Source organism: Streptomyces sp. NPDC021356 (assembly GCF_040641015.1).
In the GTDB taxonomy this organism is placed as follows: Bacteria; Actinomycetota; Actinomycetes; order Streptomycetales; family Streptomycetaceae; genus Streptomyces.
This window is the reverse complement of the sequence record NZ_JBFACU010000032.1, coordinates 73,628-96,591: the sequence shown is the minus strand read 5'-3', so window position 1 is coordinate 96,591 and position 22,964 is coordinate 73,628. Positions and strand designations below refer to the sequence as shown.

The 22,964-nt window shown below is 73.5% G+C and carries 20 protein-coding genes and 2 pseudogenes; 8 read left to right on the top strand and 14 right to left on the bottom strand.

Annotated elements, in window-relative coordinates; translation table 11 throughout:
* Positions 1-110: 110 nt before the first annotated feature.
* From AB0G56_RS32770 to AB0G56_RS32745, 6 genes and pseudogenes are all read right to left on the bottom strand, one after another.
* Entirely contained in the window at positions 111-593 is a 483-nt protein-coding gene (locus tag AB0G56_RS32770; RefSeq protein WP_360976703.1) for a hypothetical protein, read from the bottom strand.
* Between the two features lie 204 nt (positions 594-797).
* Complete coding sequence (locus AB0G56_RS32765; RefSeq protein ID WP_360976700.1) at positions 798-1,271, bottom strand: cupin domain-containing protein; 474 nt, start codon at positions 1,269-1,271, stop codon at positions 798-800.
* 159 nt (positions 1,272-1,430) lie between these two features.
* A complete protein-coding gene (locus tag AB0G56_RS32760; RefSeq protein WP_360976697.1) occupies positions 1,431-2,438 on the bottom strand; it encodes a DUF5914 domain-containing protein in 1,008 nt (335 codons plus the stop codon).
* Positions 2,435-3,496 (bottom strand): phytoene/squalene synthase family protein, encoded by a 1,062-nt coding sequence (locus AB0G56_RS32755; RefSeq protein WP_360976694.1) that lies wholly within the window; start codon positions 3,494-3,496, stop codon positions 2,435-2,437. The genes AB0G56_RS32760 and AB0G56_RS32755 overlap by 4 nt, the downstream gene beginning before the upstream one ends.
* 472 nt (positions 3,497-3,968) lie before the next feature.
* Positions 3,969-5,444, bottom strand: a pseudogene (gene crtI / locus AB0G56_RS32750) (phytoene desaturase family protein); the annotation flags it as partial.
* Complete coding sequence (locus tag AB0G56_RS32745; RefSeq protein WP_360976691.1) at positions 5,441-5,971, bottom strand: hypothetical protein; 531 nt, start codon at positions 5,969-5,971, stop codon at positions 5,441-5,443. The gene AB0G56_RS32745 and the pseudogene crtI, both read right to left, overlap by 4 nt.
* A gap of 333 nt (positions 5,972-6,304) precedes the next feature.
* Here AB0G56_RS32745 and AB0G56_RS32740 point away from each other — a divergent pair.
* The 3 genes and pseudogenes from AB0G56_RS32740 to AB0G56_RS32730 form a co-directional block, all read left to right on the top strand.
* A pseudogene (locus AB0G56_RS32740) lies at positions 6,305-7,495 on the top strand (lycopene cyclase family protein); the annotation flags it as partial.
* A gap of 224 nt (positions 7,496-7,719) precedes the next feature.
* Positions 7,720-8,448, top strand: coding sequence for a methyltransferase domain-containing protein (locus AB0G56_RS32735; protein ID WP_360976688.1), 729 nt, complete (start codon positions 7,720-7,722; stop codon positions 8,446-8,448).
* Positions 8,445-10,094, top strand: a complete 1,650-nt coding sequence (locus AB0G56_RS32730) for an FAD-dependent oxidoreductase (protein WP_360976685.1) — start codon at positions 8,445-8,447, stop codon at positions 10,092-10,094. The genes AB0G56_RS32735 and AB0G56_RS32730 overlap by 4 nt, the downstream gene beginning before the upstream one ends.
* On the opposite strand, the gene AB0G56_RS32725 is transcribed toward AB0G56_RS32730, so the two are convergent.
* The 8 genes from AB0G56_RS32725 to AB0G56_RS32690 all read right to left on the bottom strand — a co-directional run bounded on the left by AB0G56_RS32725 (position 10,044) and on the right by AB0G56_RS32690 (position 17,001).
* Positions 10,044-10,376 (bottom strand): DUF3140 domain-containing protein, encoded by a 333-nt coding sequence (locus tag AB0G56_RS32725; RefSeq protein WP_360976682.1) that lies wholly within the window; start codon positions 10,374-10,376, stop codon positions 10,044-10,046. The two genes, AB0G56_RS32730 and AB0G56_RS32725, sit on opposite strands and share 51 nt — an antisense overlap.
* Before the next feature lie 5 nt (positions 10,377-10,381).
* Complete coding sequence (locus AB0G56_RS32720; protein WP_360976721.1) at positions 10,382-10,621, bottom strand: DUF2945 domain-containing protein; 240 nt, start codon at positions 10,619-10,621, stop codon at positions 10,382-10,384.
* A 246-nt stretch (positions 10,622-10,867) separates the two neighbouring features.
* Positions 10,868-11,524 carry a hypothetical protein gene (locus AB0G56_RS32715; protein ID WP_360976679.1) on the bottom strand — a complete coding sequence of 219 codons (657 nt, stop codon included), beginning with the start codon at positions 11,522-11,524 and terminating at the stop codon, positions 10,868-10,870.
* A gap of 78 nt (positions 11,525-11,602) precedes the next feature.
* Positions 11,603-12,529, bottom strand: coding sequence for an endonuclease/exonuclease/phosphatase family protein (locus AB0G56_RS32710; RefSeq protein WP_360976676.1), 927 nt, complete (start codon positions 12,527-12,529; stop codon positions 11,603-11,605).
* Positions 12,530-12,810: 281 nt separating this feature from the next.
* Complete coding sequence (locus AB0G56_RS32705; RefSeq protein ID WP_360976673.1) at positions 12,811-14,553, bottom strand: M48 family metalloprotease; 1,743 nt, start codon at positions 14,551-14,553, stop codon at positions 12,811-12,813.
* A complete protein-coding gene (locus AB0G56_RS32700) occupies positions 14,550-15,131 on the bottom strand; it encodes a hypothetical protein (RefSeq protein ID WP_360976670.1) in 582 nt (193 codons plus the stop codon). The genes AB0G56_RS32705 and AB0G56_RS32700 overlap by 4 nt, the downstream gene beginning before the upstream one ends.
* 254 nt (positions 15,132-15,385) lie before the next feature.
* Positions 15,386-16,771, bottom strand: coding sequence for a family 43 glycosylhydrolase (locus AB0G56_RS32695; protein WP_360976667.1), 1,386 nt, complete (start codon positions 16,769-16,771; stop codon positions 15,386-15,388).
* Positions 16,771-17,001 carry a hypothetical protein gene (locus AB0G56_RS32690; protein WP_360976664.1) on the bottom strand — a complete coding sequence of 77 codons (231 nt, stop codon included), beginning with the start codon at positions 16,999-17,001 and terminating at the stop codon, positions 16,771-16,773. The genes AB0G56_RS32695 and AB0G56_RS32690 overlap by 1 nt, the downstream gene beginning before the upstream one ends.
* A 377-nt stretch (positions 17,002-17,378) precedes the next feature.
* Between AB0G56_RS32690 and AB0G56_RS32685 the strand changes: the two genes are divergently transcribed.
* From AB0G56_RS32685 to AB0G56_RS32665, 5 genes are read left to right on the top strand one after another with little or no spacing between them, the layout of a single operon-like run.
* A complete protein-coding gene (locus AB0G56_RS32685) occupies positions 17,379-18,644 on the top strand; it encodes an ROK family transcriptional regulator (RefSeq protein ID WP_360976661.1) in 1,266 nt (421 codons plus the stop codon).
* On the top strand, positions 18,631-19,500 hold the full coding sequence (locus tag AB0G56_RS32680) for an ABC transporter permease (RefSeq protein ID WP_360976658.1): 870 nt from the start codon (positions 18,631-18,633) through the stop codon (positions 19,498-19,500). The genes AB0G56_RS32685 and AB0G56_RS32680 overlap by 14 nt, the downstream gene beginning before the upstream one ends.
* Positions 19,497-20,303 (top strand): ABC transporter ATP-binding protein, encoded by an 807-nt coding sequence (locus AB0G56_RS32675; RefSeq protein ID WP_360976655.1) that lies wholly within the window; start codon positions 19,497-19,499, stop codon positions 20,301-20,303. The genes AB0G56_RS32680 and AB0G56_RS32675 overlap by 4 nt, the downstream gene beginning before the upstream one ends.
* Positions 20,304-20,323: 20 nt before the next feature.
* Positions 20,324-21,325: an aliphatic sulfonate ABC transporter substrate-binding protein gene (locus AB0G56_RS32670; RefSeq protein WP_360976652.1), complete on the top strand. Its 1,002-nt coding sequence runs from the start codon at positions 20,324-20,326 to the stop codon at positions 21,323-21,325.
* Positions 21,322-22,839: a sulfatase-like hydrolase/transferase gene (locus AB0G56_RS32665; RefSeq protein WP_360976649.1), complete on the top strand. Its 1,518-nt coding sequence runs from the start codon at positions 21,322-21,324 to the stop codon at positions 22,837-22,839. The genes AB0G56_RS32670 and AB0G56_RS32665 overlap by 4 nt, the downstream gene beginning before the upstream one ends.
* Positions 22,840-22,964: the final 125 nt, after the last annotated feature.

Sequence of the window (22,964 nt, the reverse complement as noted above, 5' to 3'; positions counted from 1 at the left end):
CGGGCCGCGGCGGCCCTCCGCCGTGCCGCGGAGGCTGACACGCCCAAGGGCCCGCCGCTGGTGCGACGGGCCCTTGGGACCGCAGCCCCGCGGGTGGTCCCGGCGGTTGATCAGTAGATGCGGAAGGACGTCCCGGTGACGAGGGCACCGCTGAACGTCGCCGTGGTGTTGGGGGGCAGCGCCGCCTGGCTGCAGGCTGCCGTCCAGCACGCCCGGGCGGTGTAGTTGCCGGTGAACCAGCCACTGCGGTAGGGCCAGTTGCCGGTGAACGTTCCCGCGCTGCCGTAGAAGCCCTGGTGCGCGTAGGGGATCCGGCCGCTGTAGTAACAGCCGTCGCCGGTGTTGCAGATGTTGTGGTTGCTGATCGCCGGCCGGACGGTGCTCCCCTTCTCGACCGAGAGGATCTGTCCGGTCGCGGGGTCGATCTCGACCGTCTTCGGCGTGTCCGATTTCAGGAGTTGCTGCTCCTGGCTGCTCAGACCCGGTGTGGGATTGGTGTCGGCCGCGGCGGGCCCGACTGTGGCCATTCCGAGTGCGGCGGACAGAGCAAGGATTGCGGCCCCGGAGGCCAGGCGGCGCGTCAGCGTACTCACAGGAAGGTCCCCTCTTGTCGGTGCTCCGTCATGGTCAGTGACAGTGCGTCAGGAACATACCAGGGGCCATGGCCTCACCCGAACGTCTGTGCATCCCCGAACTGAGATTGGCTTGTTCCGAAATATCCGTCCAGAAACCGCGCCTGGCCGTCCCGAGATCGCCACCGCCTTTCCCCGCTCCGGGCGCCGGCGGAAGAAGTGCGCCTACCTGTCCCCTGGGGCGGCGTCGTGGACGGGGGTGGTGGCGTAGCGGCTGGAGATCTGCCGGTCGAGGTGCTCGTCGAGTTCCTGCCCGTCGGCGAGGGCGTCGCGCAGGTCGCGGAAGTACTGCACGAACATGTCCGGGCTGAAGGTGGCCAGGAAGGTGGCCGGTTCGTCCGCGGGGTTGGCGAAGGTGTGCGGCGCCTCGGTGGGTGCGAGGACCAGGGTCCCCGGCGGCGCGTCCCACGTGCGCTCGCCGGTGGTGAAGCGCACCGTGCCGGACAGGACGTAGAAACCTTCGTCGTGCCCGGCGTGACGGTGCAGCGGCGGGCCGCTGCTGCGGGGGGCGATGGTCGCCTCGCACAGGGCGAGCCGATGCCCGGTCCTGCTGCCGTCCTCCAGGACGCGGATCCGGATCGGGCCCAGCTCGATGACCTCGCCTTCGCCCGGCCGAACGATCGATACGTCTTGAGCCATGCGCTCACGTTATGGCCCGGGGACCGGCCGGCGGGCTGGACACCCCGAGGGGGGCCGCGCCGGCCCGCACGAAGTTCAGCCGGCCGGCCCACCTGGCAGCCGGACGGGGCCGAACGGATCGCCGGGCCCGGAACGGCCCGCGGCCGCCCCGTGCGCCGCTCAGCCCGGGAAGCGGCCCGTGGAACGCAGCCGCCAGCGCCGCTCGGCGTAGGACAGGTCGTCCCGCCACAGCCTTGCGGCCGCGGCACGGACCAGAGGACGCAGCAGCGGCGCGGCCCGGCGCACGGCGGCGAAACCCGGGCGGTCCGAGGCGGCGACCACTGCCTCGACCACGGCGGTGCGCGGCCGGCCGGCCGCGTCGGCGCCGAGCGGCGTGGCATGGGTCTCCACGACGGAACCCGCGCCCTCGCCCTCGGTGATGCGCATGACGACCGTACGGGGTCCGGGCGCGGTGAAGACGGCGCGGACCGGCACGACCAGTCGGCCCGCCACCTTGAAGGACACGTCGACGGTCAGCTCGTTACCGGCGCCGTCCACCGCGCCGTCCGGAGCGCCGGGCGCGTCCACCACCGTGAGGTCGGCGAACGAGTAGGGGTGGAGCCACGCCCCGTGCCACGGGTCGAGCCGGTTGGCCACGACGTCCTCGGGGTCACAGACACCCACCGCCGTATGGACGGCCGTCAGGGCGCGCGCGGGATCGGGCCGCCGTGGTACGACCGGTTCGTCCATCGGCTCCTCTCCGCCCACCGCGTCCAGGCGCGCCCACACCAGTACCCCGTCGTCGTGGACCGGCAGTGGCGACCAGCCCCCGTACGGGCTGCCGTCCAGGGCCAGTCCGTGCCAGTGGCACACCAGCGTGCCGCAGCGCACGGGGCTGTCGCGCAGCGGCGCACCCAGGTGCGGGCAGCTGCCCGGTCCGCCGACGAGGCGCCCGCCGGGACCGCGCCAGACCACGATCTCCCGCCCCGCCACGGTCCGCGCCAGCTTGCCGTCCCCCCGCACGGCGCGGGAGGCGCCGACGACGTACCAGTTCCCCGACGGGAGGGCCTGCGCCCGCTTCAGCGCGCGGGCGATGACCGCGGGCCGCGCCTCTTGCCAGGTGGGCCGCTGACGCTCCCAGGACACGGCGGAGCGGCGCAGCGACAGCGGTGGGCGTCGGCGGTTCACACGGCCTCCTCGGCGGAGCGCGCGGCCTCCTCGACAGGGCGCGCGGCCGCCGCCGTCCAGGGGAGCGCGGTCTCGGGCACTGGGCGGGCGCGAACGGGCGGCCGGTGCCCGGGGCCGGTCCGCGAGCGCAGCCGGGCCGCCGCCACCCGGGCCAGCCCGTCGGCGGCGACCACCGCCCTGCGCCGCCGCGGCACCACCGACCGCCGGCGCAGCACCGCGTAGCCGTCGCGGGCCACGGCGTCCAGGATGCCGCCGTACAGGACGGCCGCGGTGCGGATGCAGGGCCGCGCCACCGGGTCGAGCAGTTCGATGCCGGTCACCGCCGTCCCGTACACGCCGCGGGTCAGCGCCTCGAACTCCCTGAGCGCGGCGGTGATCCGGCGGTCCGGCCGGCCCGTCGCGCGGCTGTGGACCAGCAGCTCCCGGTCCACGCCGTGAGCGGCGAGCAGGTCGGCGGGCAGGTAGACCCGCCCGCGGTCCAGGTCCTCGCCGACGTCCCGCAGGAAGTTGCTCATCTGGAAGGCGACGCCGAGCGCCGCGGCGTACGGTGCGGCCTCCTCCCGCGGCACCACCGTGCCCAGCACCGGCAGCATCTGCAAACCGATCACGGCGGCCGAGCCGTGCATGTACACGCGCAGGTCCGCGTAGGTGGCGTAGGACGTCACGACCAGGTCGGAGCGCATCGCGCACATGAAGTCCCGGAAGTGGGCGTGCTCGATGCCGTAGCGGCGCGCGGTGTCGGCGAGCGCGCGCACCACCGGCTCGCCGCTGCCGTCCCGCCGCAGGCCTTCCTCCAGCTCCTCCTGGAGCCGGGTCAGCGCCCGCGCCCGCACCCGCACGTCCGCTCCGGCGCCGGCGTCGAGGCGGTCGACGATGTCGTCGGCCCAGCGGGCGAAGCCGTACAGGGCGTGCACGGCGGGCCGGTGCTCGACGGGCAGCAGCCGGGTGGCGAGGAAGTACGTCCTGCCGTGCCGGGCGTTGAGGGCGCGGCAGTGGCGGTAGGCGGCGCACAGCGCCGGATCGGTGATCCCCGCCGCGCCCAGCTCTCGATCAGTCATCCTGTCCTGCCTTCCGTCGCGGCGGCGTGGGGGCGGTGGCGCCGTCCGGCGGACCGTCCGGCGGACCGTGCGGGGGGCCGTCCGGCAGGCATTCCGGGAGGCCGTCCGGCAGGGGAGACCGGCGTGCGGCGGCCGGGGGGTGCGGGTTCGGGGAGGAGGCGGCCGACGGCTCCTGCTCGCCGGCGGGGCAGGGGCGAGGTGCCTCGTACGTGCGCGGGAGGGCCGTCGCCGCCCGCCCGGGGGTCCCGAACGTGGACGGCCCGGGGGTCCCGAACGTGGACGGCCCCGGGGTCCCGAACGTGGACGGCCCGGTGGTCCTGGACGTGGACGGCCCGGCGTTGGTGAACACGGACGGTCCGGCGGTTCGGGACGCGGCTGGGGCGTGGAAGCCCGTGGGGGCCGGGGTGTCGGTCCGCGCCGGGCGGGCGGTGGTCGCCGGCGCGCGCGAACGGGTGCTCCTGCGCCCGGGTACGCCGGTGACGCGGGCCGCGGCCAGCTTCCCCGACAGCAGTACCGTCGGCACGCCGACACCGGGCGTGGTGCCGCAGCCGGCCAGAACCGCGTTCTCCGTGCCGTGCACCAGGTTGCGCGGCCGGAACGGGCCGGTCTGCGCGAAGGTGTGGGCGGCCGAGAAGGGAGTCCCCGCGGCATGCCCCTGCGCACCCCAGTGGGCCGGGGTGACCAGGCACTCCTCCTCGATGGCGGCCTCGACGCCGTCCAGCCCGCGCCGCTCCAGCTCCCGCAGCAGCGTGTCCCGGTAACGCGGCCCGAGGCCGGACCAGGCCACCGCGTCAGGGCCGATGTCGGTGTTGGGGCAGGGGGCGAGGATGTAGTGCAGGTGGCGGCCCGGCGGCGCCAGACCGGGGTCGGTGGCGGTGGGGCGGGTGACGAGCAGCGACGGGTCGCTCATCAGCCGTCCGGTACGGGTGAGTTCGTCGAAGGTGGTGCGCCACGCCGCACCGAACGACAGCGTGTGGTGGGCGAGCCGGGACCAGGTACGGTCCGTGCCGATGTGCAGCACGACCGCGGAGGGGGAGTGGCGCAGCCCGAGCGGTCTGCGCGGCCGGCGGCCGAGCAGCCGGTAGGCGACGGGCAGGTCCGGGGTGAGGACGACCGCGTCGCACGGAATGCGGCCGGTACCGGTGACCACGGCCGTGATCCGCCCGCCCGACCGCTCCAGGCGGGTCACCCGCTCCCCGAACCGCAGCTCGGCGCCCGCATCGGCGGCTGCCCCCGCCATGGCCCGCGGCAGGGCGTGCATGCCACCCCGCGGGAAGTACACACCGGCGACCGTGTCCATGTAGGCGATGACCGCGTAGGCGGCCAGTGCGCGCGCCGGGGGCACACCCGCGTACAGGGCCTGGAAGGAGAACACCCGGCGCAGCCGCTCGTCGCCCAGGAAACCGCCGATCCGGGCGTCCAGGCGGCCGAAGCCGCCGAGGGCCGCCAGCCGGGCGAGGTCGGCGTTGAGCAGACCGAGCGGCGAGTCGAAGTTGGCGTCGATGAACCGGCGCAGCTGAACCCGGTACAGCCGCTGGAGCCAGTCGCGCAGCCGCAGGTAGCCCGCGGCCTCGGCCGCTCCCGCGAACCGCTCGACCTCCGCGGCCATGGCGTCCGCGCCGGTGTGCACGTCGAGGCTGCTGCCGTCCGCGAAGCAGGCGCGGTAGGCCGGGTGCAGGGGAATCAGGCCGACCCGCTCGTACAGGCTGTCGCCGACGGCGGCGAACGCCTCGTCCGCCAGCTCCGGCATGGTCAGCACGGTGGGCCCGGTGTCGATCCGGTAGCCGGCCAGGTCGAGGCGCCCGGCCCGGCCGCCGGGCCGGTCCTCGCGTTCGACGACGGTGACGCGACGGCCGGCGCCCAGCAGGTGCAGCGCCGCCGAAAGCCCGGCGAGTCCGGCGCCGACGACCACCACGTGGTCGGTGGGGCCGGGCAGGGCGCGGATCACCGGCCGGCCCCCGCCCTGCGGAGGGCCCGGGCGGCGCACGGACCGGCCCACGGACCGGCGGCGGACCGCGGGCGTACGGCGGCGTCGCCGTCCGGCGGCGCCCCGGCCGCCGCGAGCAGCGGACCGCGCGGAGGCGCGGCGCCCTCGAAGCCGAGCGGGGTGGTGTTGCCGAGGCACTGCGGCACCTGCGCGGTGAGCCGGTCGCTCCCGTACTCCGCGGTGGCGCGCGCCCCTGTCGCGATCAGTACGTCCCGCACCTCCTCCAGGCGGCGCTCGGCGCGCGCCGCGTCACCGAGCGACCGCTCCAGCACGGCGATCGCGGCGCCGCCTCGGGCGGCCCCGGCTCGCGCACGGGCGAGAGCGACCGGACAGGTCGGCTCGCCCTCCCGGAGGCCACCGTCACCGCCCCCGTCACCCCCGCCGTCACCGCCGTGGTCACCGCCGTGGTCGGGATGGGGCGCCGTGCCGGGGCGGTGTTCGTCGTCGTGCGGCTGGGACGCCATGCCGACGCGGCAGCTAGGACGCATCCCGGTTCCCTCCGTCGTGTCCGGCCCTCCCGTCACCCGTTCGCACCGGTGCGGGAGACGCGGACCGATGCGCGGACGCCCCGCGCGATCGCGGCGACCGCCGGAGTCCGCACCCTCCACGGTGCCCTCTCGGGCGCGCGGCCGCCTGCGGCCGAGGGAGGCTTTGCGCCCGCCGGTGTACACATTGCGGAAAGTCGGACATGAGGGAAAGGCGGTCAGGGAAGTCCGGGAGAGGGTGCCGCATGCCGCAACGCCGAGGCGTGGCGGGGACGTCCCCGGGTGGGACCGTCCGGGCTTCCGCACGCCGGAAGCAGACCGGGGAAGGGAGACGCTGTGCCGGAGACGGACGTCGCGGTGGTGGGGGCGGGTGCCGCCGGGCTGTCGCTCGCCCACCGGCTCGCCGGGCGCGTCCGCGGCCTGCGGACGCCGTCCGTGGTGCTGGTGGACGCGCCGCCCGGTCCGCTGCGGCCACCACCGCGGACCTGGTGCTACTGGGCTGCGGGACCCGGCCGGTTCGACGCGGCGGTGCGGGCCGAGTGGCGGCGCATGAGGGTACGCCCGCGCACCGGCTCCCCGGTCGAGGGGGACACCGCCCCGCTGCGCTACCGCATGATCCGCTCGCCCGACTTCGAGCGCCTGGTCTCCCGGGACCTGGCCCGCAGCCCCAACGTCCGGCGCCTGGAGGCGACCGTCGAAGCGGTCGAGGACGTGCCCGGCGGCGCGCACGTCCACCTGAAGGACGCCGACGGCCGGGTACGAGTGCTCAGTGCCCGCTGGGTGCTCGACTCCCGCCCGCCGGGCAGCCTGCCGGCCGCTCGTACCACCCTGCTCCAGCACTTCCACGGCTGGTTCGTGCGGACCGCCCGCCCGGCCTTCGACCCGGACACCGTGGAGCTGATGGACTTCCGTACCCCGCAGCCCGCCCACGGCCTGTCCTTCGGCTATCTGCTGCCCACCGGGCCGTGCGAGGCGCTCGTGGAGTACACCGAGTTCTCCCCGCGTGTCCTCAAGCCCGACCACTACGAGGCCGCCGTACGGCACTACGCCGACGACGTGCTGCGGCTCGGCGAACGGCAGGTCCTGGCCACCGAGACCGGCGTCATCCCGATGACCGACGCGCCGATCCCCCGGCAGACAGGCGCCTCGGTCTTCCGTATCGGCGCCGCCGGCGGAGCGACCCGGCCCGCCACCGGCTACACCTTCGCCGGACTGCAGCGCCAGACCCGGGCCGTCGCCGACGCCCTGCGCCGCGGTCGCCGCCCGGTGCCGCCCGCCGCCCACTCGCCGCGCTCCCGGGCGATGGACGCCGTCCTGCTGCGCGCCCTGGACAGCGGCCGGGTCGACGGCCCGAAACTGTTCAGCCGCCTGTTCGCACGGGTGCCCACGGCCCGGCTGCTGCGCTTCCTCGATGGAGACACCCGCCTGTCCGAGGATCTGTCCATCGGCCTGCGGATGCCCGTCGGGCCGATGCTGCGCTCCGCCCTGGAGCTGCCCCGCCTGCCCCGCCGTCCCTTCGAACTGCCCGAGCCCCCTGGTCTGCCGGCCTGCGCCGTGTCTCCGTCGTCTCCCGAGCCCTCTGGTCTGCCGTCCCGTGCCGCGTCTCCGTCGTCTCCCGAGCCCTCTGGTCCGCCGTCCCGTGCCGCGTCTCCGTCGCCTCCCGCGCCGTCCGGTCCGCCGTCCCGCGCCGCCACCCCCTCGCCCCCCGCGCCGGGCTCGTCCGCCCCACCCCTGCCCCCGACGGAGCCCGCATGACACTGCTGCGCGACGAGCACCTCGCCGCCGCCTTCGACCACGCCTCCCGCAGCTACGACACCCTCGTGGCCGCCAACCCCGGATACCACGCCCACCTGCGCCGCTCGGTACGCCGGCTCGGCCTGCCCGGACGGGGGCGGGGACTGCGCCTCCTCGACCTCGGCTGCGGCACCGGCGCCTCGACCGCGGCGCTGCGGTCCGTTCTGCCCGCCGCCGACATCACGGCCGCGGACGCCTCGGCCGGCATGCTTCGGCGGGCCGCGGCCAAGCCGTGGGCGGACCGGGTGACCTTCGTGCACGCCTCCGCCGAGCGGCTGTCCGAGGCCGGGGTGCACGGCCCCTTCGACGCGGTGTTCGCGGCCTACCTCTTCCGCAACGTCACCGACCCCGACGCCGTCCTCACCGCCGTGCGCCAACTGCTGCGGCCGGGCGGCCGGCTCGGCGTGCACGAGTACACCCTCCGCGGGCGGCGCGCCGACCGTGCGGTGTGGACGCTGGTGTGCCGGGGGCTCGTACAGCCCGTCGCGACCCTGCTGGGGGACGGCCCGCTGTACCGGCACCTGTGGCGCAGCGTCCTGGAGTTCGACACCGCCGGGCGCTTCGCGCGGCGGCTGGGCGAGGCCGTCTTCGAGCAGGTCCGCGTCCTGCCGCTGCCGGGCTGGCAGACGGGCATCACCCACACCTTCGTCGCCTGCCGGGCGCACGACCGGCGGGAGGGCGCATGAGGACCCCGCCTCGGGACACCCCACCTCGGGACACCCCACGCCGGAGCACCCCGCCCCGGAGCACCCCGCCCCGGGGGCGTGACCGGCAGGCCCGGCTCCTGCCCGCCCGGCCCGGCGCGGCCCGGGTGGAGGGGACCCCGCCGTCGGTGGCGGTGGTCGGCGCGGGCATCGCCGGCCTGTCCGCCGCCACCGCACTGGCCGAGCGGGGAGTGGCCGTCACCCTGTACGAGAAGCGGCCGTATCTCGGCGGGCGGGTCGGCGGCTGGCCGACCGCACTGCGCGACGGCGCCACGGTGACCATGAGCCGTGGCTTCCACGCGTTCTTCCGCCAGTACTACAACCTGCGCGGACTGCTGCGCCGGACCGACCCCGGCCTGGAGCGGCTCACCGGCCTGCCGGACTACCCGCTGCTCAACGCCGACGGCCTGCACGACAGCTTCCGCCGCCTTCCACGCACCCCGCCGCTCAGTGCGCTCGGCTTCGTGGCGCTCAGCCCCTCCTTCCGGCTCACGGACCTGCGCGCCTTGAACCCGGTGGCGGCCCTTCCGCTGCTCGACGTGCGCGTGCCGCAGGTGTACGACCGTCTGGACGCAACCAGCGCCCACGCCTTCCTCGACGCCGTACGCTTCCCCGAGAACGCCCGTCACCTCGCCTTCGAGGTGTTCTCCCGCAGCTTCTTCGCCGACCCGCGGGAACTGTCGGCGGCCGAGATGGCGCTGATGTTCCACATCTACTTCCTCGGCTCCGCCGAGGGACTTCTCTTCGACGTGCCCGTCGGCCCCTTCCCGACCGCTCTGTGGGACCCGCTCGCCGGCTATCTGGACCGGCACCACGCCGAGGTGCGTACCGGCACGGCCGTCGAGCACGTCGAGCCCACCCCGCGCGGCGATCTCGTGGTCGCCTCCGACCGGGACGAGAGCCGCTACGACGGGGTCGTCCTGGCCTTGGACAGCGCGGGGCTGCGCTCGCTGGTCGCACGGTGCGGGCGGTTGGGCGACGCGCCCTGGCGCGAGCGGATCGGACGCCTGCGCACCGCCCCGCCCTTCCTGGTCAGCCGGCTGTGGCTGGACCGGCCCGTCGCAGCCGACCGGCCCGGCTTCCTCGGCACCAGCGGCTTCGGCACCCTGGACAACATCAGCGTGCTGGACCGTTACGAGGACGAGGCGGCCCGGTGGAGCGCGCGCACCGGCGGCTCCGTCGTCGAACTGCACGCCTACGCCGTACCCCCCGGAGCCGCCCGGGACGTCGAGCAGAAGCGTCTCCTCGGCCAACTGCACCGCGTCTACCCGGAGACCGGCCCGGCCACGGTCCTCGACGCCCGCCACGAGTGGCACGAGGACTGCCCCCTCTTCCCGGTGGGCGGCTACGCCGACCGCCCCCCTGTCCGTACCCCCCACCCCCGACTGGCGGTGGCCGGCGACATGGTCCGTACCGGCCTGCCGGTGGCGCTCATGGAGCGGGCGGCGACGAGCGGCTTCCTCGCGGCCAACTCCCTGCTGGAACAGTGGGGAGTGCGGGGGCAGACGCTGTGGACCGTGCCGGACCGGGGGAGGAGTGCGCTCCTCAGAGCCCTGGCCACGTGGAGGCGGACCGGACTACTTCAGCGGGTCATGGCCCCAGTTCATCAGGGAGTGCCGCCAGCGTGATCCGCGCACGTCACCGGACGGACGCTGCGCGAGGTGACGTCGGATGTAGCCGACCACCTTGCGCATGTGCTCGTAGTCCGTCTGCGACAGCTCCCCCTTCTTCTTGCGCAGGATGGACACGATGCGGCGCCCTGAGGCGTGGCCGGTCGACTCGCCACCGTCCGTGTGCTGACCGGCCGCCCGGGACTCCTCGGTCGCCAGCCACTCCTGCAGCGCGGATGGTGTCATGTTGACCAGTTCCCGGAACGCGTCCCACGTCTCGCGTCGGTCTCCGACCGGCACCGCGGCTACTTCTTCCTCTTCAGGGCCGACGGCTTGTGGACGGCCGACCGCCCGGTCTTGTCACTGCGGACTTCGTACCGGGGCCCCTCCGGGGAGGCGTCCACTGTGCGGCCGGCGGCCTCGGTCCGTTCGGTGATCTTCTTCTCCACCCGCCCCGTGGTCTGGCTGCCGTGGCTGCGCCAGGCGACTTCGTCACCCTTGGCCGGGTCCTTCTTCCCGGCGGAGCTTTGCTTGGCCGTCATCATCATGTCCTCCCGAACACAAGCGGACCGCGCCGCCTCCAGCATGTCGGCTGCTGCCTCCGCCCGCACATGGAAGCGGCCCCGCCGCTCCTCGAAGAGGTCCCCGAAGGGACCTTGAAGAGGCCCTTGAAGAGGCCCTTGAAGAGGTCCTTCGCACTGCGCCGGGAGGCCTGCCGCACGAGCCGCCCCACCGCCCGCGGCGGCCGCGGGAAGACCCCGGCAGGCGGCGTCGGCGCGGCGCACTGGCTGCTACCGCGCCGTGGCGCCGGCCAGGACGGCGTCGACCTCGCGGTCGGCGGTCGGTTCGGGCGACGCGGTGATGCCGAGGAGGAAGGCCGATCGGTCACTGCTCCGCGCGACGACGGTGAGACGCATCCGGGCCGCCTTCCCGCTTTCGTCGTGCACGCTCAGCACCACCGTGTACGCGAAACGGCCGCTCACCGACGCAGCCCGGGACTCCTCCACGGTCGACTTGCCGTCCGGGTGGAAGAACTCCGCGTTGGACCGCGCCGCCGTCTCCGTCCGTTGCCGCAGCGCGGACACGTCGACGGGCCCGCCCCGCCCGGCGAGCACGGCGGCTCCGCCGTGGCCGTCGGGTCCCGCCGTGGTGATGGAGGACGTGAAGGCGTGGATGAGGTCCTTGCCGTCGTTGCGCTTCCAGCCCTCGGGTACGGCGTACGAAAGGCCGGCCACGGTGTCCGTGTCCGTCACCCGCGGTCGTCCCGCCGGCGGGGAGCTGTCGTCGTCCTGCGTCAGCCACCACGCCGTCGCCCCGGCCAGAAGCACCAGAATCAGCGCGCCGACGGCGCCGCTGATCCATGCGCGCCGGGTGCGCCGCTGCCCGGAGGGGAGCGGAGGCGTCGGCGCCGGGGGCCGCGGGCAGGCGGCGGAGGGCGGTGTCGTCATGGCCCCGGCTTTTGGCGCGCGGCCGGACGCCGGCCTGAGCGGCCCTCCTCAGTTCGGTACTCAGGCGCTCACCGGTACTCAGCGGTGTTCTTCGGGAGCACTGCTTCGGTCCAGTGTGATCCGAGCGGCCACCGGTAGGTGGTCGCTGCCGGTGGGTGCCAGGGCGCGGATGTGGCCGACGGTCGCCGAGCGGGCCATGACCTGGTCGATCCGGGCCAGCGGAAGGGCGGTGGGGAAGCTGAGGGCGAAACCCCGCTCCGCTGTGTTCAATCGGGAGGTCAGCGGGGCCAGTCCACGATCGTCGACGGTGCCGTTGAGATCGCCGAGCAGGAGGACTGTCTCGAGCTTCTCGGCGGCGATGGCCCTGCCCAGCAGGCCGGCACTCTCGTCGCGCCGTGAGGAGGCGAGGCCGCTCGCCCGGACGCGGACCGAGGGCAGGTGCGCGACGTACACCGCGACATCGCCGTGCGGTGTGTGGACCGCGGTGCGCAGCCCACGGCTCCAGGGCTCCTGGATCTGCCGAGGTCTTATGTCCACCGTCCGGGCACCGGTGAGCGGATGCTTCGACCAGAGCCCGACAGTGCCTCGGACGGCGTGGTAAGGGTAGCGGGGGGCGAGGGTCCGCGCGTACATCGCCAGCGCCGGTGGCACCAGCTCCTCCAGCGCGATGAGATCGGGCTCGGCGCCGGCCAGGGCGCGGGCCGTGCCCGCCGGGTCGGTGTTCTCGTCGCTGACGTTGTGCTGCACCACGACCAGGTCGGGCGGGTCCTGGTCCGCCCCGAGCAGCCCGCCGAAGAGGTGGGTCCAGGCCGCCACCGGCAGCAGCAGCGCCACCAGCGCTGTCGCCGAACGGCGCAGCAGCGCCACGGCGAGCAGCACCACGACCACCAGGCCGAGCCACGGGAGGAAGGTTTCCAGCGCACTGCCCGCACGGCCCACGGAGTTGGGCACGGCCCGATGGAAGGCCATGAGTCCGGCCGTCAGCACCGCGAGCCCGGCGGGCACCCGCCCCCGTCGCCGGGCCGGCCGGCACCACGGGCCCCGCCGCGTGCGACCGTCCGCTGCCCGCGGCCCGTACCGCCATGGCGCCCACCGGGACTTCGCTGCCTCTCCCTCCACCATGGCCTCCCGCGCTGCTTGATCTTGCTGCCCAAGACGGGTCACCGGGTGAAGTCGGTTCCGCCGGCCCCGCCCCCGCCGCACCGCCCCCCCTAGGGCAGGGCGGCGGGCATCGGCCGGTGCGGACCCGGCGCGGGTTTCCGGGCAGCCCGGCGGAGCGGCGCCCCTCAGCCGACCCCGTCACGGCCGCGAACGCGGACCACCGCGGTGGAGGCGAGACCGGCGAGCGGAAAGGCGATCAGCAGTGCGAGGAGCGTGACCGTCACGGGGCGGCCGGGGAAGAGGGACAGCAGGTGCGCGGCGCCGTGGAAGGACTGCCGCAGGAACTCTCGCGGGGGCAGGCCCAGCGTCTCCACGTCGACCCGGAGGCTGAACGCCCAGGACAGCACCAGCCCGAACACCGTCGCGCCCAGCGAGGAGCCGAGCAGGGACACGGTCCGTGTCGAGCGGGAGCCCCGCGGCACGGACCGCCACGCCAGGGCGGCCAGCGACATCCAGAGCACGCACGCCCAGCTCAGCAGGGTCAACAGGCCCCACCACACGGCGCGCGTCGGCAGACCCAGGCCGAAGATGCCCGGCCCCAGGAAGGCGTCCTGGTCGGTGAGGAGGCCCGCGGCCGTCATGCCCGCGCCCGCGGCGACACCGAACAGCTGGGACCTGGCCAGCGGTCGCGGGCCGTACCCCGCGAGGAGCGTCCGCCACACGGCCAGCGCCACCACGGCACCTGCGGGAACGGCGGTCACGGGCAGGGACGTCATGGCCTCCAGGGGGTACGACCGCATGCTGGGAGGCACTCCGAGGTGCGCCAGGCCCAGCGAGACCTTCTTGAGCACCGGGGCCCAGGTGAGGCCGATGGTGAGACCGACGGCGAAGCACTGCCACACGCTGGGGGCGAGCGCCACGGCGGGATCGGCGATCGCCCGCAGGCGTGAGGCCGGCGGCGGATGGAACGCGAACAGACCCCGCACCCTCGGCCGCCACCACCGCCTCCGGCGTGCGGGCGTCCCGGGGCCGGTACGGTCCCGCGCCGCCCCGGCGGCCACGAGCACCGCGCGCAGCGGCTTCCCGCCGCCGTTCCAGTGCGCCGCCCGGACATCGGCGAACAACTCCCGTTCGCGCAGGACGGCGTTGTGGTTGAGGAGGACCACGACCGCGAGGGCGATCAGCTGCCCCCAGAAGCCGGCCCCGCCCAGCGGCGACCGGTCCACGCCGTCGATCTGACGGTGGAACAGGACCAGCAGGGGCAGCAGCAGCACACCCACGAACACGCGCCAGAGGGTCACCGTGAGGTAGCTGACGTCGAGGTCGCCGCCGCGGACATGGGCGAGCTCGTGGAGCACGATGGCACGGAACGCGGGCCGGTCGGTCAGGGCGAGCGCCATCAGTCCGCGGTTGAGCACGACGCGGCGCCCGCCCACGTGTCCGAAAGCGAGGCCGCCGACCCCGGGGTTGAGCGGGTCGCCGAGAAACCGCACCCGGATGCCGGCGGTCCGCGCCAGGTCCGCGAGTTCCGGGCCCAGTTCCGGCATACGGTCGATCCGGACGAGGCCGCGGCGCAGGACGATCGCGTAGGGCGTGAGCCAGTACGCGAGCAGGCATCCGGTCCCGACCACGAGGAGGACGGCCAGCTCCGGCGGGACCGGCAGCGGGTTGGGCGGTATGAAGCACTCGTCGTGGTACGCCATGAGTTCGGCCAGTTTGCTGTTCGCCTCCGGCCCCCGTACGGCGGTGAGGAGCATCGCCGTGCAGCGGCTCGACGTCATGAGCGGGCTCGGCGGCACCGTCTCGGCGAGCAGGGCGGCGAGGTCGGCGGCGGCCGCCACGACGGAGACGGCCATCAGCAGGAAGCGCGGCCAGAGCGCCGGGGGCACCGCGAACGGATCGGCGGCCGCGGCCGGCCGCCGCCTCACTCCGGCACCTGTTCGCCCATCGCGAGCCGGCCCACGATGGCCGCCGCCATCACTTCCGCCTGACTGTGCCGGACACCCAGCCTCTTTGCCTCGTGGTAAGCGACACTGTGGATCTCACGCAACACCGTCTGGCCCAGCGGCACTTCGTCGGTAGGGAGACCACCGGCCGCTTCGCCACCCGCCGCACCGGCACCCGCCGCCCCGGTACGGGCAGCCCCGTCGCCCGCCGCCCCGTCGTCCTGGGCGCGCCGAGCGGGGCGCAGCCTCGCGAACACGCGTTTCACCCACTCGCTCAGCACTCCCGACGACTCCTCGCGGGCCGCCTGGACCGTCTGCGCGGCCAGGAAGGTCACGACGGCCTGGGTCGTTCCCAGGGCGGTCATGGTCAGCGCCGACACCGACTCGCCCAGGCCGAAGCCCAGCATGTCGTCGGTCCTGCGGTTCCGCCGGCCCCGCCGCGGCCGCCGAAAGTACGCCGCGGCCGTCGGCTCCAGCAGCCAGAGCTCCTCGGGAGCCACCGCCTCCAGCGCGCACCGCGCCAGCAGGACGACGTCCTGCCGGCCCCACGTCCGTCCCATCACACCCCCGGATCGTCGGCGACGGACCGCCGGCCGAGCCCGGGCCGCCCGGTGGAACACAACGGATCATCCGATCGCAGCCATAGTGCGACACGCAGCCGAGACGGCGCAGCCTTTTCACCGAAGACGGCCCGGCTCCCCGGCCGACCCGGTCACCACCGCCCGGGCCGGCCCCGCGTCCAGACGGCGGCCGGGCCGGTGGCGACCGCCATCCGGTTCGCACGAGCAACACGCGGCCGGGACAGGGGGCGTGGTCACCCGTCGATCGTGCGACCGCGGCCCTGGCGCTCGACGTACAGCCGGTGGTTCGCCGGTCCGGTCCATTCCAGCCGTACGACACCGGGCACGGCGGCCTGGTCGACGCGTGCCGGATTCGACCAGTAGCCGAAGTTCGGGTTGCGGAAGAACGTCGACCACAGGCCGCCGTGGTGGTCCGCGAAGAAGTTGTTGTGGCCGATGCCCACACCCGCGGTCCACCGCTCGGAGTAGGGGCCCTCGAGCGCGTCCGCGACGGCGACGACCGCGTCGTACTGGTACTGCGTGCGGCCCGGTCCGCCGGTGTCGTAGGCGTACCGCGGACTGCCGTCGGGGTTGATCGACGTCCAGTCCCACGCGGTCTGGACGAGGTAGTACTTGCCCCCGTACTTGAACACGTACACGCCTTCGCGGTACGGGTCGGGGGAGTAGGGCGCCTGCTGGAACTTCGGGAGGTCGGTGGTCGGGACGATGTCCTCCATGTCGTGGCGGAACTTCGCGTACAGGTCGTTGTGGAGCACGAGCCACGCGTCGTCGCCCTCGGAGTAGAGGCTGCCGTCGATGTGGTGGTAGGCACCGGGCTCGATGAACTTCGGCCCTCCGATGAACGGGTCGCCGAAGGGCTTGTCGTGGTTGCCCTCGGCGAGCCGGTACGGTCCCTCGACGCCGCCCTCGCTGATGAGCAGGAAGGAACCGACCTTGCGGGAGTGGTCGCCCATGCAGGCGACTATGTACCACGTCCCGCGGAAGTAGTGGAGCTCCGGCGCCCAGACCTCGCCTCGCTTGCCGAACTGGTCGTCGTGCCAGTACTCCTGCCAAGGGGCGACGACCACGCGTCCGGGCCGGTTCTCACCGGCGAACTCGGGCGACCACACCTTGCCCCGCTCGGCACCGGGCCGGATGCCGGTCGTGTCGGCCAGCTTCCACGGCCCGTCGAGGGAGTGGGCCACCCATACGAAGATGCCGTCGTTCCACGGGGCGGCCGCGCTCAGTCCGGGAACGCGCGTGGTGCCCGTGGCGACGTAGACCGGGCGGCCGTCGACGACGAAGCAGTTGACGTAGGTGTCCCGCATCCAGATCCGGCCCTGTTCCTCGTCCCGGGGGCGCAGTTCGAGCGGGAGGACGAAGGAGTTGTCCTCGCGTGGCCACAGGTCGGGCCTGGCGTCGGCGAGGCCGTAGGGCTCGGGGTCGGGCCAGTTCGACGGGTGGCGTCCCCTCGACGCCGCCTGTGCGGGTTCGGACGCCGCTTGTGCCGGCCCGGACGCCGCCTGTGCCGGCCCGGACGCCGCCTGCGCGGTGGCGGTGGGCAGCGCGGCCGCCGTTCCGAGGCCGGCGACACCGGCCAAGAGCGCCCGTCGGCGGAACCCGTTCTCGGTGCTGGTCATCAGTCACGTTCTCCTTCGTCGTCCGGGATGTCGTCGTCCGGGATGTCGTCGTCGGGGATGCCGGTGCCCTGCCCGGAAGGACCGCCCGGGGTGCCGGTGCCCGCTGCTTCTCGTACGCCGTGTCGGCGACTTCGCGCCCCACCGTGGGCCGCGGCCGGCGCGGTGGAGCGGCGGGCGAGGTCGATCGCCCGCCCCAGCCCCGAGGCAGGTGTTCGGCTCGGCTGCCGCACGACCGCGCCTGGGCCGGGCGGAGTCGGAGCTGCCGGCGATCACGGGGCCGGCATCGCACAGCATGTGAAGGGCGGTTCATTTCCGTCAACAGGCCGGACGAAAAATCCGGGACGCCCGGCACTTCACCACCCGCGTACGCCGGTGCGTTTGCGCAGCTCTGGCGAGAAGTCGACCATCCGCCCGCGCCCAGGTCACGATCGGATAACGGGGAGGTGCGCCCGCGGCCGGCCAGGGCCGAGCCGTCCGCGCCCCGTGTATGGCGCTCCCGCCGGACGGCGGTGACCCCTGCGCGGCTGCCGGGTGCGTGGAGGAAGCGTCATCCCTTTTTTCTGTCGGAGTGTTGACGGAATTTTCCGGCCTCCCTACCTTGACCGGCATGCAGATGCCCACCGGAGTGCACGCACTGGTCAGGCGCACCCATGAGGAACGCGTGATGCGTGCCCTACAGGAGAACGGCGCCATGAGCCGCGGCGAGATCGCCCGGATCGTCGGCCTGTCCCGCACCACCCTCTCCGAGATCACCGGCAGTCTCCTCCAGCGAGGCGCCATCGTCGTCGTGGACACCGATGCCTCCAGGCGCGAGGGCAGCGGACGACCGGCCGAGCGGCTGGCGCTCGACCCGGCGTCGGCGCAGTTCATCGGCGTCGACTTCGGCCACCGGCGCGTACACGTGGTCATCGCCGACGCCTCGCACGAGATCATGGCCTCGGGCTCCGTCCGCTACGACGACACGGCGTCCTGGCAGGCGCGCACCGAGCTGGCACTCGCGTTGGTCGACCGGTTGACCGAGAGGGCGGGCGTCCATTTCGGGGCGCTCCAGGGCATCGGAATCGGCGTGCCGGGCCCGTATCCGGCACCTGACGGGACCGCCTGGCCCCGCGCGGCCTCGGGGACGACGGTGCTCCGCCCGGCCCCGGAAGGCGTCGACGTGGCCTTCGCCGAGCGCTTCGACGCTCCGGTGATCGTCGACAACAACACCCGCCTGGCCGCCCTCGCCGAGGCGATCAGCGGAGCCGACAGCGTCGCCGACCTGGTGTACGTCCGCCTGTCCGACGGTGTCGGCGGCGGGCTCGTCGTCGGCGGCCAACTGGTCACCGGCTCGGCCGGACTGGCCGGCGAACTGGGGCACGTCACCGTCGAGCCGGCGGGCAGGCCGTGCCGGTGCGGCAAACGCGGCTGCCTGGAGACCGTCGCCTCGGTCCCCGGCATCCTCGCCACCTGCTGGGAGTTCGGCCTCCGCCTGGAGAACCTCCAGGACCTGACGGCGGCCGTGGCCGGCGCGCACCCCGTCGCCGACCGGGTGCTGCGGGAGGCGGCCGCGGCGCTGGGACGCGTCGTCGGAGCGGCGACGATGACCCTCAACCCGGCGAAGGTCGTCATCGGCGGCGAGATCACCCGGCTGGCACCCGTCATCGTGGAACAGGTCGCCAACACCCTCGCGGGCGAGCTGTTCCCGATCACGTCGGCCGGTCCCGTCGTCGAGGCGGCGCGGCTGTCGGACGACGACGGCGCCATCGGCGCTCTCGCGGCGGTCTTCCACAGCTCCCCTCTCCTGTCGAGATATCCGCAGACCACCGAGGTGAAGGGCGCCTCCCACGCACCCGACTCCACCACTGAAGGAGCCGCCCATGTCCGTCCTTGACAAGCAGGGCGCCGGCCGGCGAGACCCCGGACCCGAGGAGACGCCCGGCACACCTCCCGCCCCCGCCACCCTGGACGGCCCCACGACCGCACCCCGGCGTTCACGCTCGGGCCGGCGCGGGCTGTCCCTCCTCCTCAACGCGGTGTCCGTCGCGCTGGGCATCGTGCTCTGGTGGGCCCTGGCGTCCGCGGGCTTCAAGGTGCCGGCACCGCCGGAGGTCGTCGCGCGGGCCGGGACGCTGATCGGCAACGGGACGCTCGGCAAGGACGCGGTCGCGAGCCTGACCCGCGTGCTCATCGGCTTCGCGCTCGGCACGGCCGTGGCCGTCCCGGTCGGCTTCCTCATGGGCTGGTACGGCGTGCTGCGCAGCCTGATCGAGCCGTGGATCCAGTTCTTCCGGACCATCCCGCCCCTGGCGATCATCCCGCTGGCCATCGTCGTCCTGGGGATCGACGAGACACCGAAGATCTTCGTCATCTTCCTGGCCGCGTTCCTCGCGTGCGTCATCTCGACGTTCCAGGGCGTGGTCGACGTCGACCGCACGCTGATCAGCGCCGCCCGGGTGCTCGGTGCCCGGGACCTGGTCATCTTCGCCCGCGTCGTGGTGCCCGCCTCCACGCCGTTCATCCTCGTCGGCATGCGAGTGGGCCTCGGCTCGGCGTGGGCGACCCTGGTCGCCGCCGAACTCGTGGCGGCCCAGGAGGGCCTCGGCTACCGGATGCAGAACGCCGAGCTCTACTACGACCTGCCGACGATCTTCGTCGGCCTCATCTCGATCGGGATCCTCGGCCTGCTCATGGACCGCATCCTCCTCCTCGCCGAACGCAAGCTCACCGGATGGCAGGAACGCCGATGACCACCACCGCCGCCAAGATATCCGTCCAAGGCGTCACCAAGACCTTCGCCCTGGGACGTGACACGTTCACCGCTCTCGACGACCTCTCGCTCGACATCGCGGACAACGAGTTCGTCACCGTCGTCGGCCCCTCGGGCTGCGGCAAGAGCACCCTGCTGAACATCCTCGCCGGACTGGAGGAGCCGACCGCGGGCCGGGCCCTGGTCGACGGCGTACCGGTGTCCGGGCCGGGACCCGAGCGCGGTGTGATCTTCCAGCAGTACGCCCTCTTCCCCTGGCTCACCGTCCGGCAGAACGTCGAGTTCGGCCTGCGGACCGCAGGCGTACCCAAGGCCGAACGCCGCAGGCGCGCCGAGCACTTCATCGCCCTGGTGGGGCTCGAACAGTTCGCCGACGCGCTCCCGAAGACGCTCTCCGGCGGCATGCGTCAGCGCTGCGCCATCGCCCGCGCCTACGCCGTCGACCCCTCGATCCTGCTGATGGACGAACCGTTCGGCGCGCTCGACGCGCTCACCCGGGTCAAGCTCCAGGAGCAACTCCTGGAGACCTGGAGCAAGGACAAGCGAACCGTCCTTTTCATCACGCACGACGTCGACGAGGCCGTCTTCCTGGCGAACCGCGTGATCGTGATGGCCGCCCGGCCGGGGCGCCTGTACGACGTCATCGACGTCGACTGGAGCGCCGCGCGCGACGAGCGTTTCCGCCTCAGCCCGGAGTTCGCCGCCCTGCGCAACCGCGTGTGGCACTCCGTCTACCACCAGGACGGCCCTGCGGCCGCCCCCCGGCCGTCGACGACGGTCTGACCGGAAGGACGTCCCCCTCCATGCCGCTCACGACCTCCCGCAGAGGTTTCACCGCTACGGTCGCGGCCCTGGCCGCCGCCTCCCTGCTGACCGCCTGTGGCGCCGACTCCTCCTCCGGCAAAGGCGGTGAGAAGGTGCGCATCGGCTACATCGGCGACTTCAACGGCACCAGCCTGATCGCCGTCGCCGATGCCGAGGGGCTGTGGGCCAAGCACGGCCTCACCGCCGAGAGCAAGGTCTTCACCAACGGCCCGTTGCAGATCCAGGCCCTGGGCACCGGCAACCTCGACCTCGGCTACATCGGTCCCGGCGCGATGTGGCTGCCGGCCTCCGGCAAGGCCAAGGTCGTCGCGATCAACACCCTCGGCAACTCCGACCGCGTCATCGCGCAGCCCGGCATCACCTCGATGCGGCAGCTCAAGGGCAAGACCGTAGCCGTACCCGAGGGCACCTCCGGCGACATGATCCTCACCCTCGCCCTGCAGCGGGCGGGGATGAAGAGGAGCGACGTCAAGACCGTACCGATGGACCCGTCGACCATCGTCTCGGCGTTCTCCTCGAAGAAGGTCGACGCCGCCGGGTTCTGGTACCCCGCAGCCGCGACCATCAGGAAGCAGGTGCCGGGCATGACCGAACTGGCGAAGAACTCCGACTTCGCCGACGAGGTCTCCTTCCCGACCGCCTTCGTCGCCGCCGACGACCTCGTCGCCAAGCAGCCGGCGAAGGTGAAGAAGGTCCTCGCCGTGCTGCGGGACGCGATCGCGTTCCGCGCCGCGCACACCGGCGAGGCCGTCAAGCTCACCGCCGCGAAACTCGGCATCCCCGAGGGGCAGGTGAAGGCGGACGCCGCCAACAACAAGCTGCTGACCGTCGGCGAGCTGGACACGCTCACCGAGAACGGCACCGTCGACAAATGGCTGAAGGGCATGAACGACTACTTCGTCCAGGCGGGCAAACTCCAGCACCCGGTCGACCCGGAGACGTACTACACCGGCGCCCTCTTCACCGGAGCGGGCAAGTGAGCGCGCCCGGCACGTCCGCCGCGCGCGGGAAGAACATCCTCTTCCTCATGACCGACCAGCACCGGGTGGACACCCTCGGCGCCTACGGCAACCCGCTGGCACACACCCCCGTCCTCGACGAACTCGCCGCCACCGGAACCCGTTTCGACCGCTGGTACACGCCCACCGCGATCTGCACCCCGGCCCGGGCCAGCCTGCTGACCGGCCAGGCGCCCTTCCGGCACAAACTGCTCGCCAACCACGAGCGCAACGTCGGCTACCTGGAAGACCTCGCCGAGGACCGGTTCACCTTCTCCCGGGCCCTGCGCGAGCACGGCTACAACTGCGGCCTCATCGGCAAGTGGCACGCGGGCACCCGGCGCACGGCGGCCGACTACGGCTTCGACGGTCCCGAGCTACCCGGCTGGCACAACCCGGTGGACCACCCTGACTACCTCGCCCACCTCGCCGAACACCGCCTGCCGCCCTACGAGATCAGCGACCGCATCCGCGGCACCCTGCCCAACGGCGGCCCCGGGAACCTCCTCGCCGCCCGGCTGCACCAGCCGGTCGAGGCCACCTTCGAGCACTACCTGGCCACCCGGGCCATCGAGCAGCTCGAACGGTACGCGGCCGACCACCGCGAGCGCGAGCAACCGTTCTTCCTCGCCCTGCACTTCTTCGGACCCCACCTGCCCTACATCCTCCCCGACGAGTACTTCGACCTGGTCGACCCGGCCGACGTGGAACTGCCGCGTTCCGTCGCGGAGACCTTCCACGGCAAACCCCCGGTCCAGCGCAACTACAGCGCGCACTGGACCTTCGACACCATGCCCGTCGAGACGACCCGCAAGCTGATCGCCGTCTACTGGGGCTACGTGGCGTTGATCGACAGACAGATCGGCCGGGTCATGGACGCGATGCAGCGGCTCAGGCTGGTGGACGACACCGCCGTGTTCTTCACCTGCGACCACGGTGAGTTCACCGGCGCCCACCGGCTGCACGACAAGGGCCCCGCCATGTACGAGGACATCTACCGCACACCCGGCCTGCTCCGCGTCCCCGGCGCCCCGGGCGGCACCGTGCGGACCGAGTTCGTCAGCCTGCTCGACTGCACCGCGACCATCCTCGAACTGGCGGGCATCGACCCGAAGCCCGCCGTCGACTCGCGCAGCCTGCTGCCGCTGGTCCGCGGCGAGACGGTGGAGTGGGAGGAGGACATCGTCTGCGAGTTCCACGGCCACCACTTCCCGTACCCGCAGCGCATGCTGCGCGAGGACCGGTACAAACTCGTGGTCAACCCCGACTCGGTCAACGAGCTCTACGACCTGCGGGCCGACCCGGACGAGCTGCTGAACGTCTACGACCACCCCGAACAGGCGGAGGTCCGCTCGCGGATGATGCGCCGCCTGTACGACGTCCTGCGGGAACGCGGCGACAACTTCTACCACTGGATGACGTCCATGTACGACGTCGGCGAGGTGGCACACGACCCGACCCTGAGCGGCCTCGACGAGTCCACCTACCGTAAGTAGCCAAGCCGGCCGGCACGCGCGGGCCCCGCTCGGCGCGCGCCTCCCGCGCGCCTCGGCGATGCCCGCGGTGCCCGCGCCCCCACCCCGCCGACCGGACCGGCCTCGGCACCCCCCGGCCCGAGCAG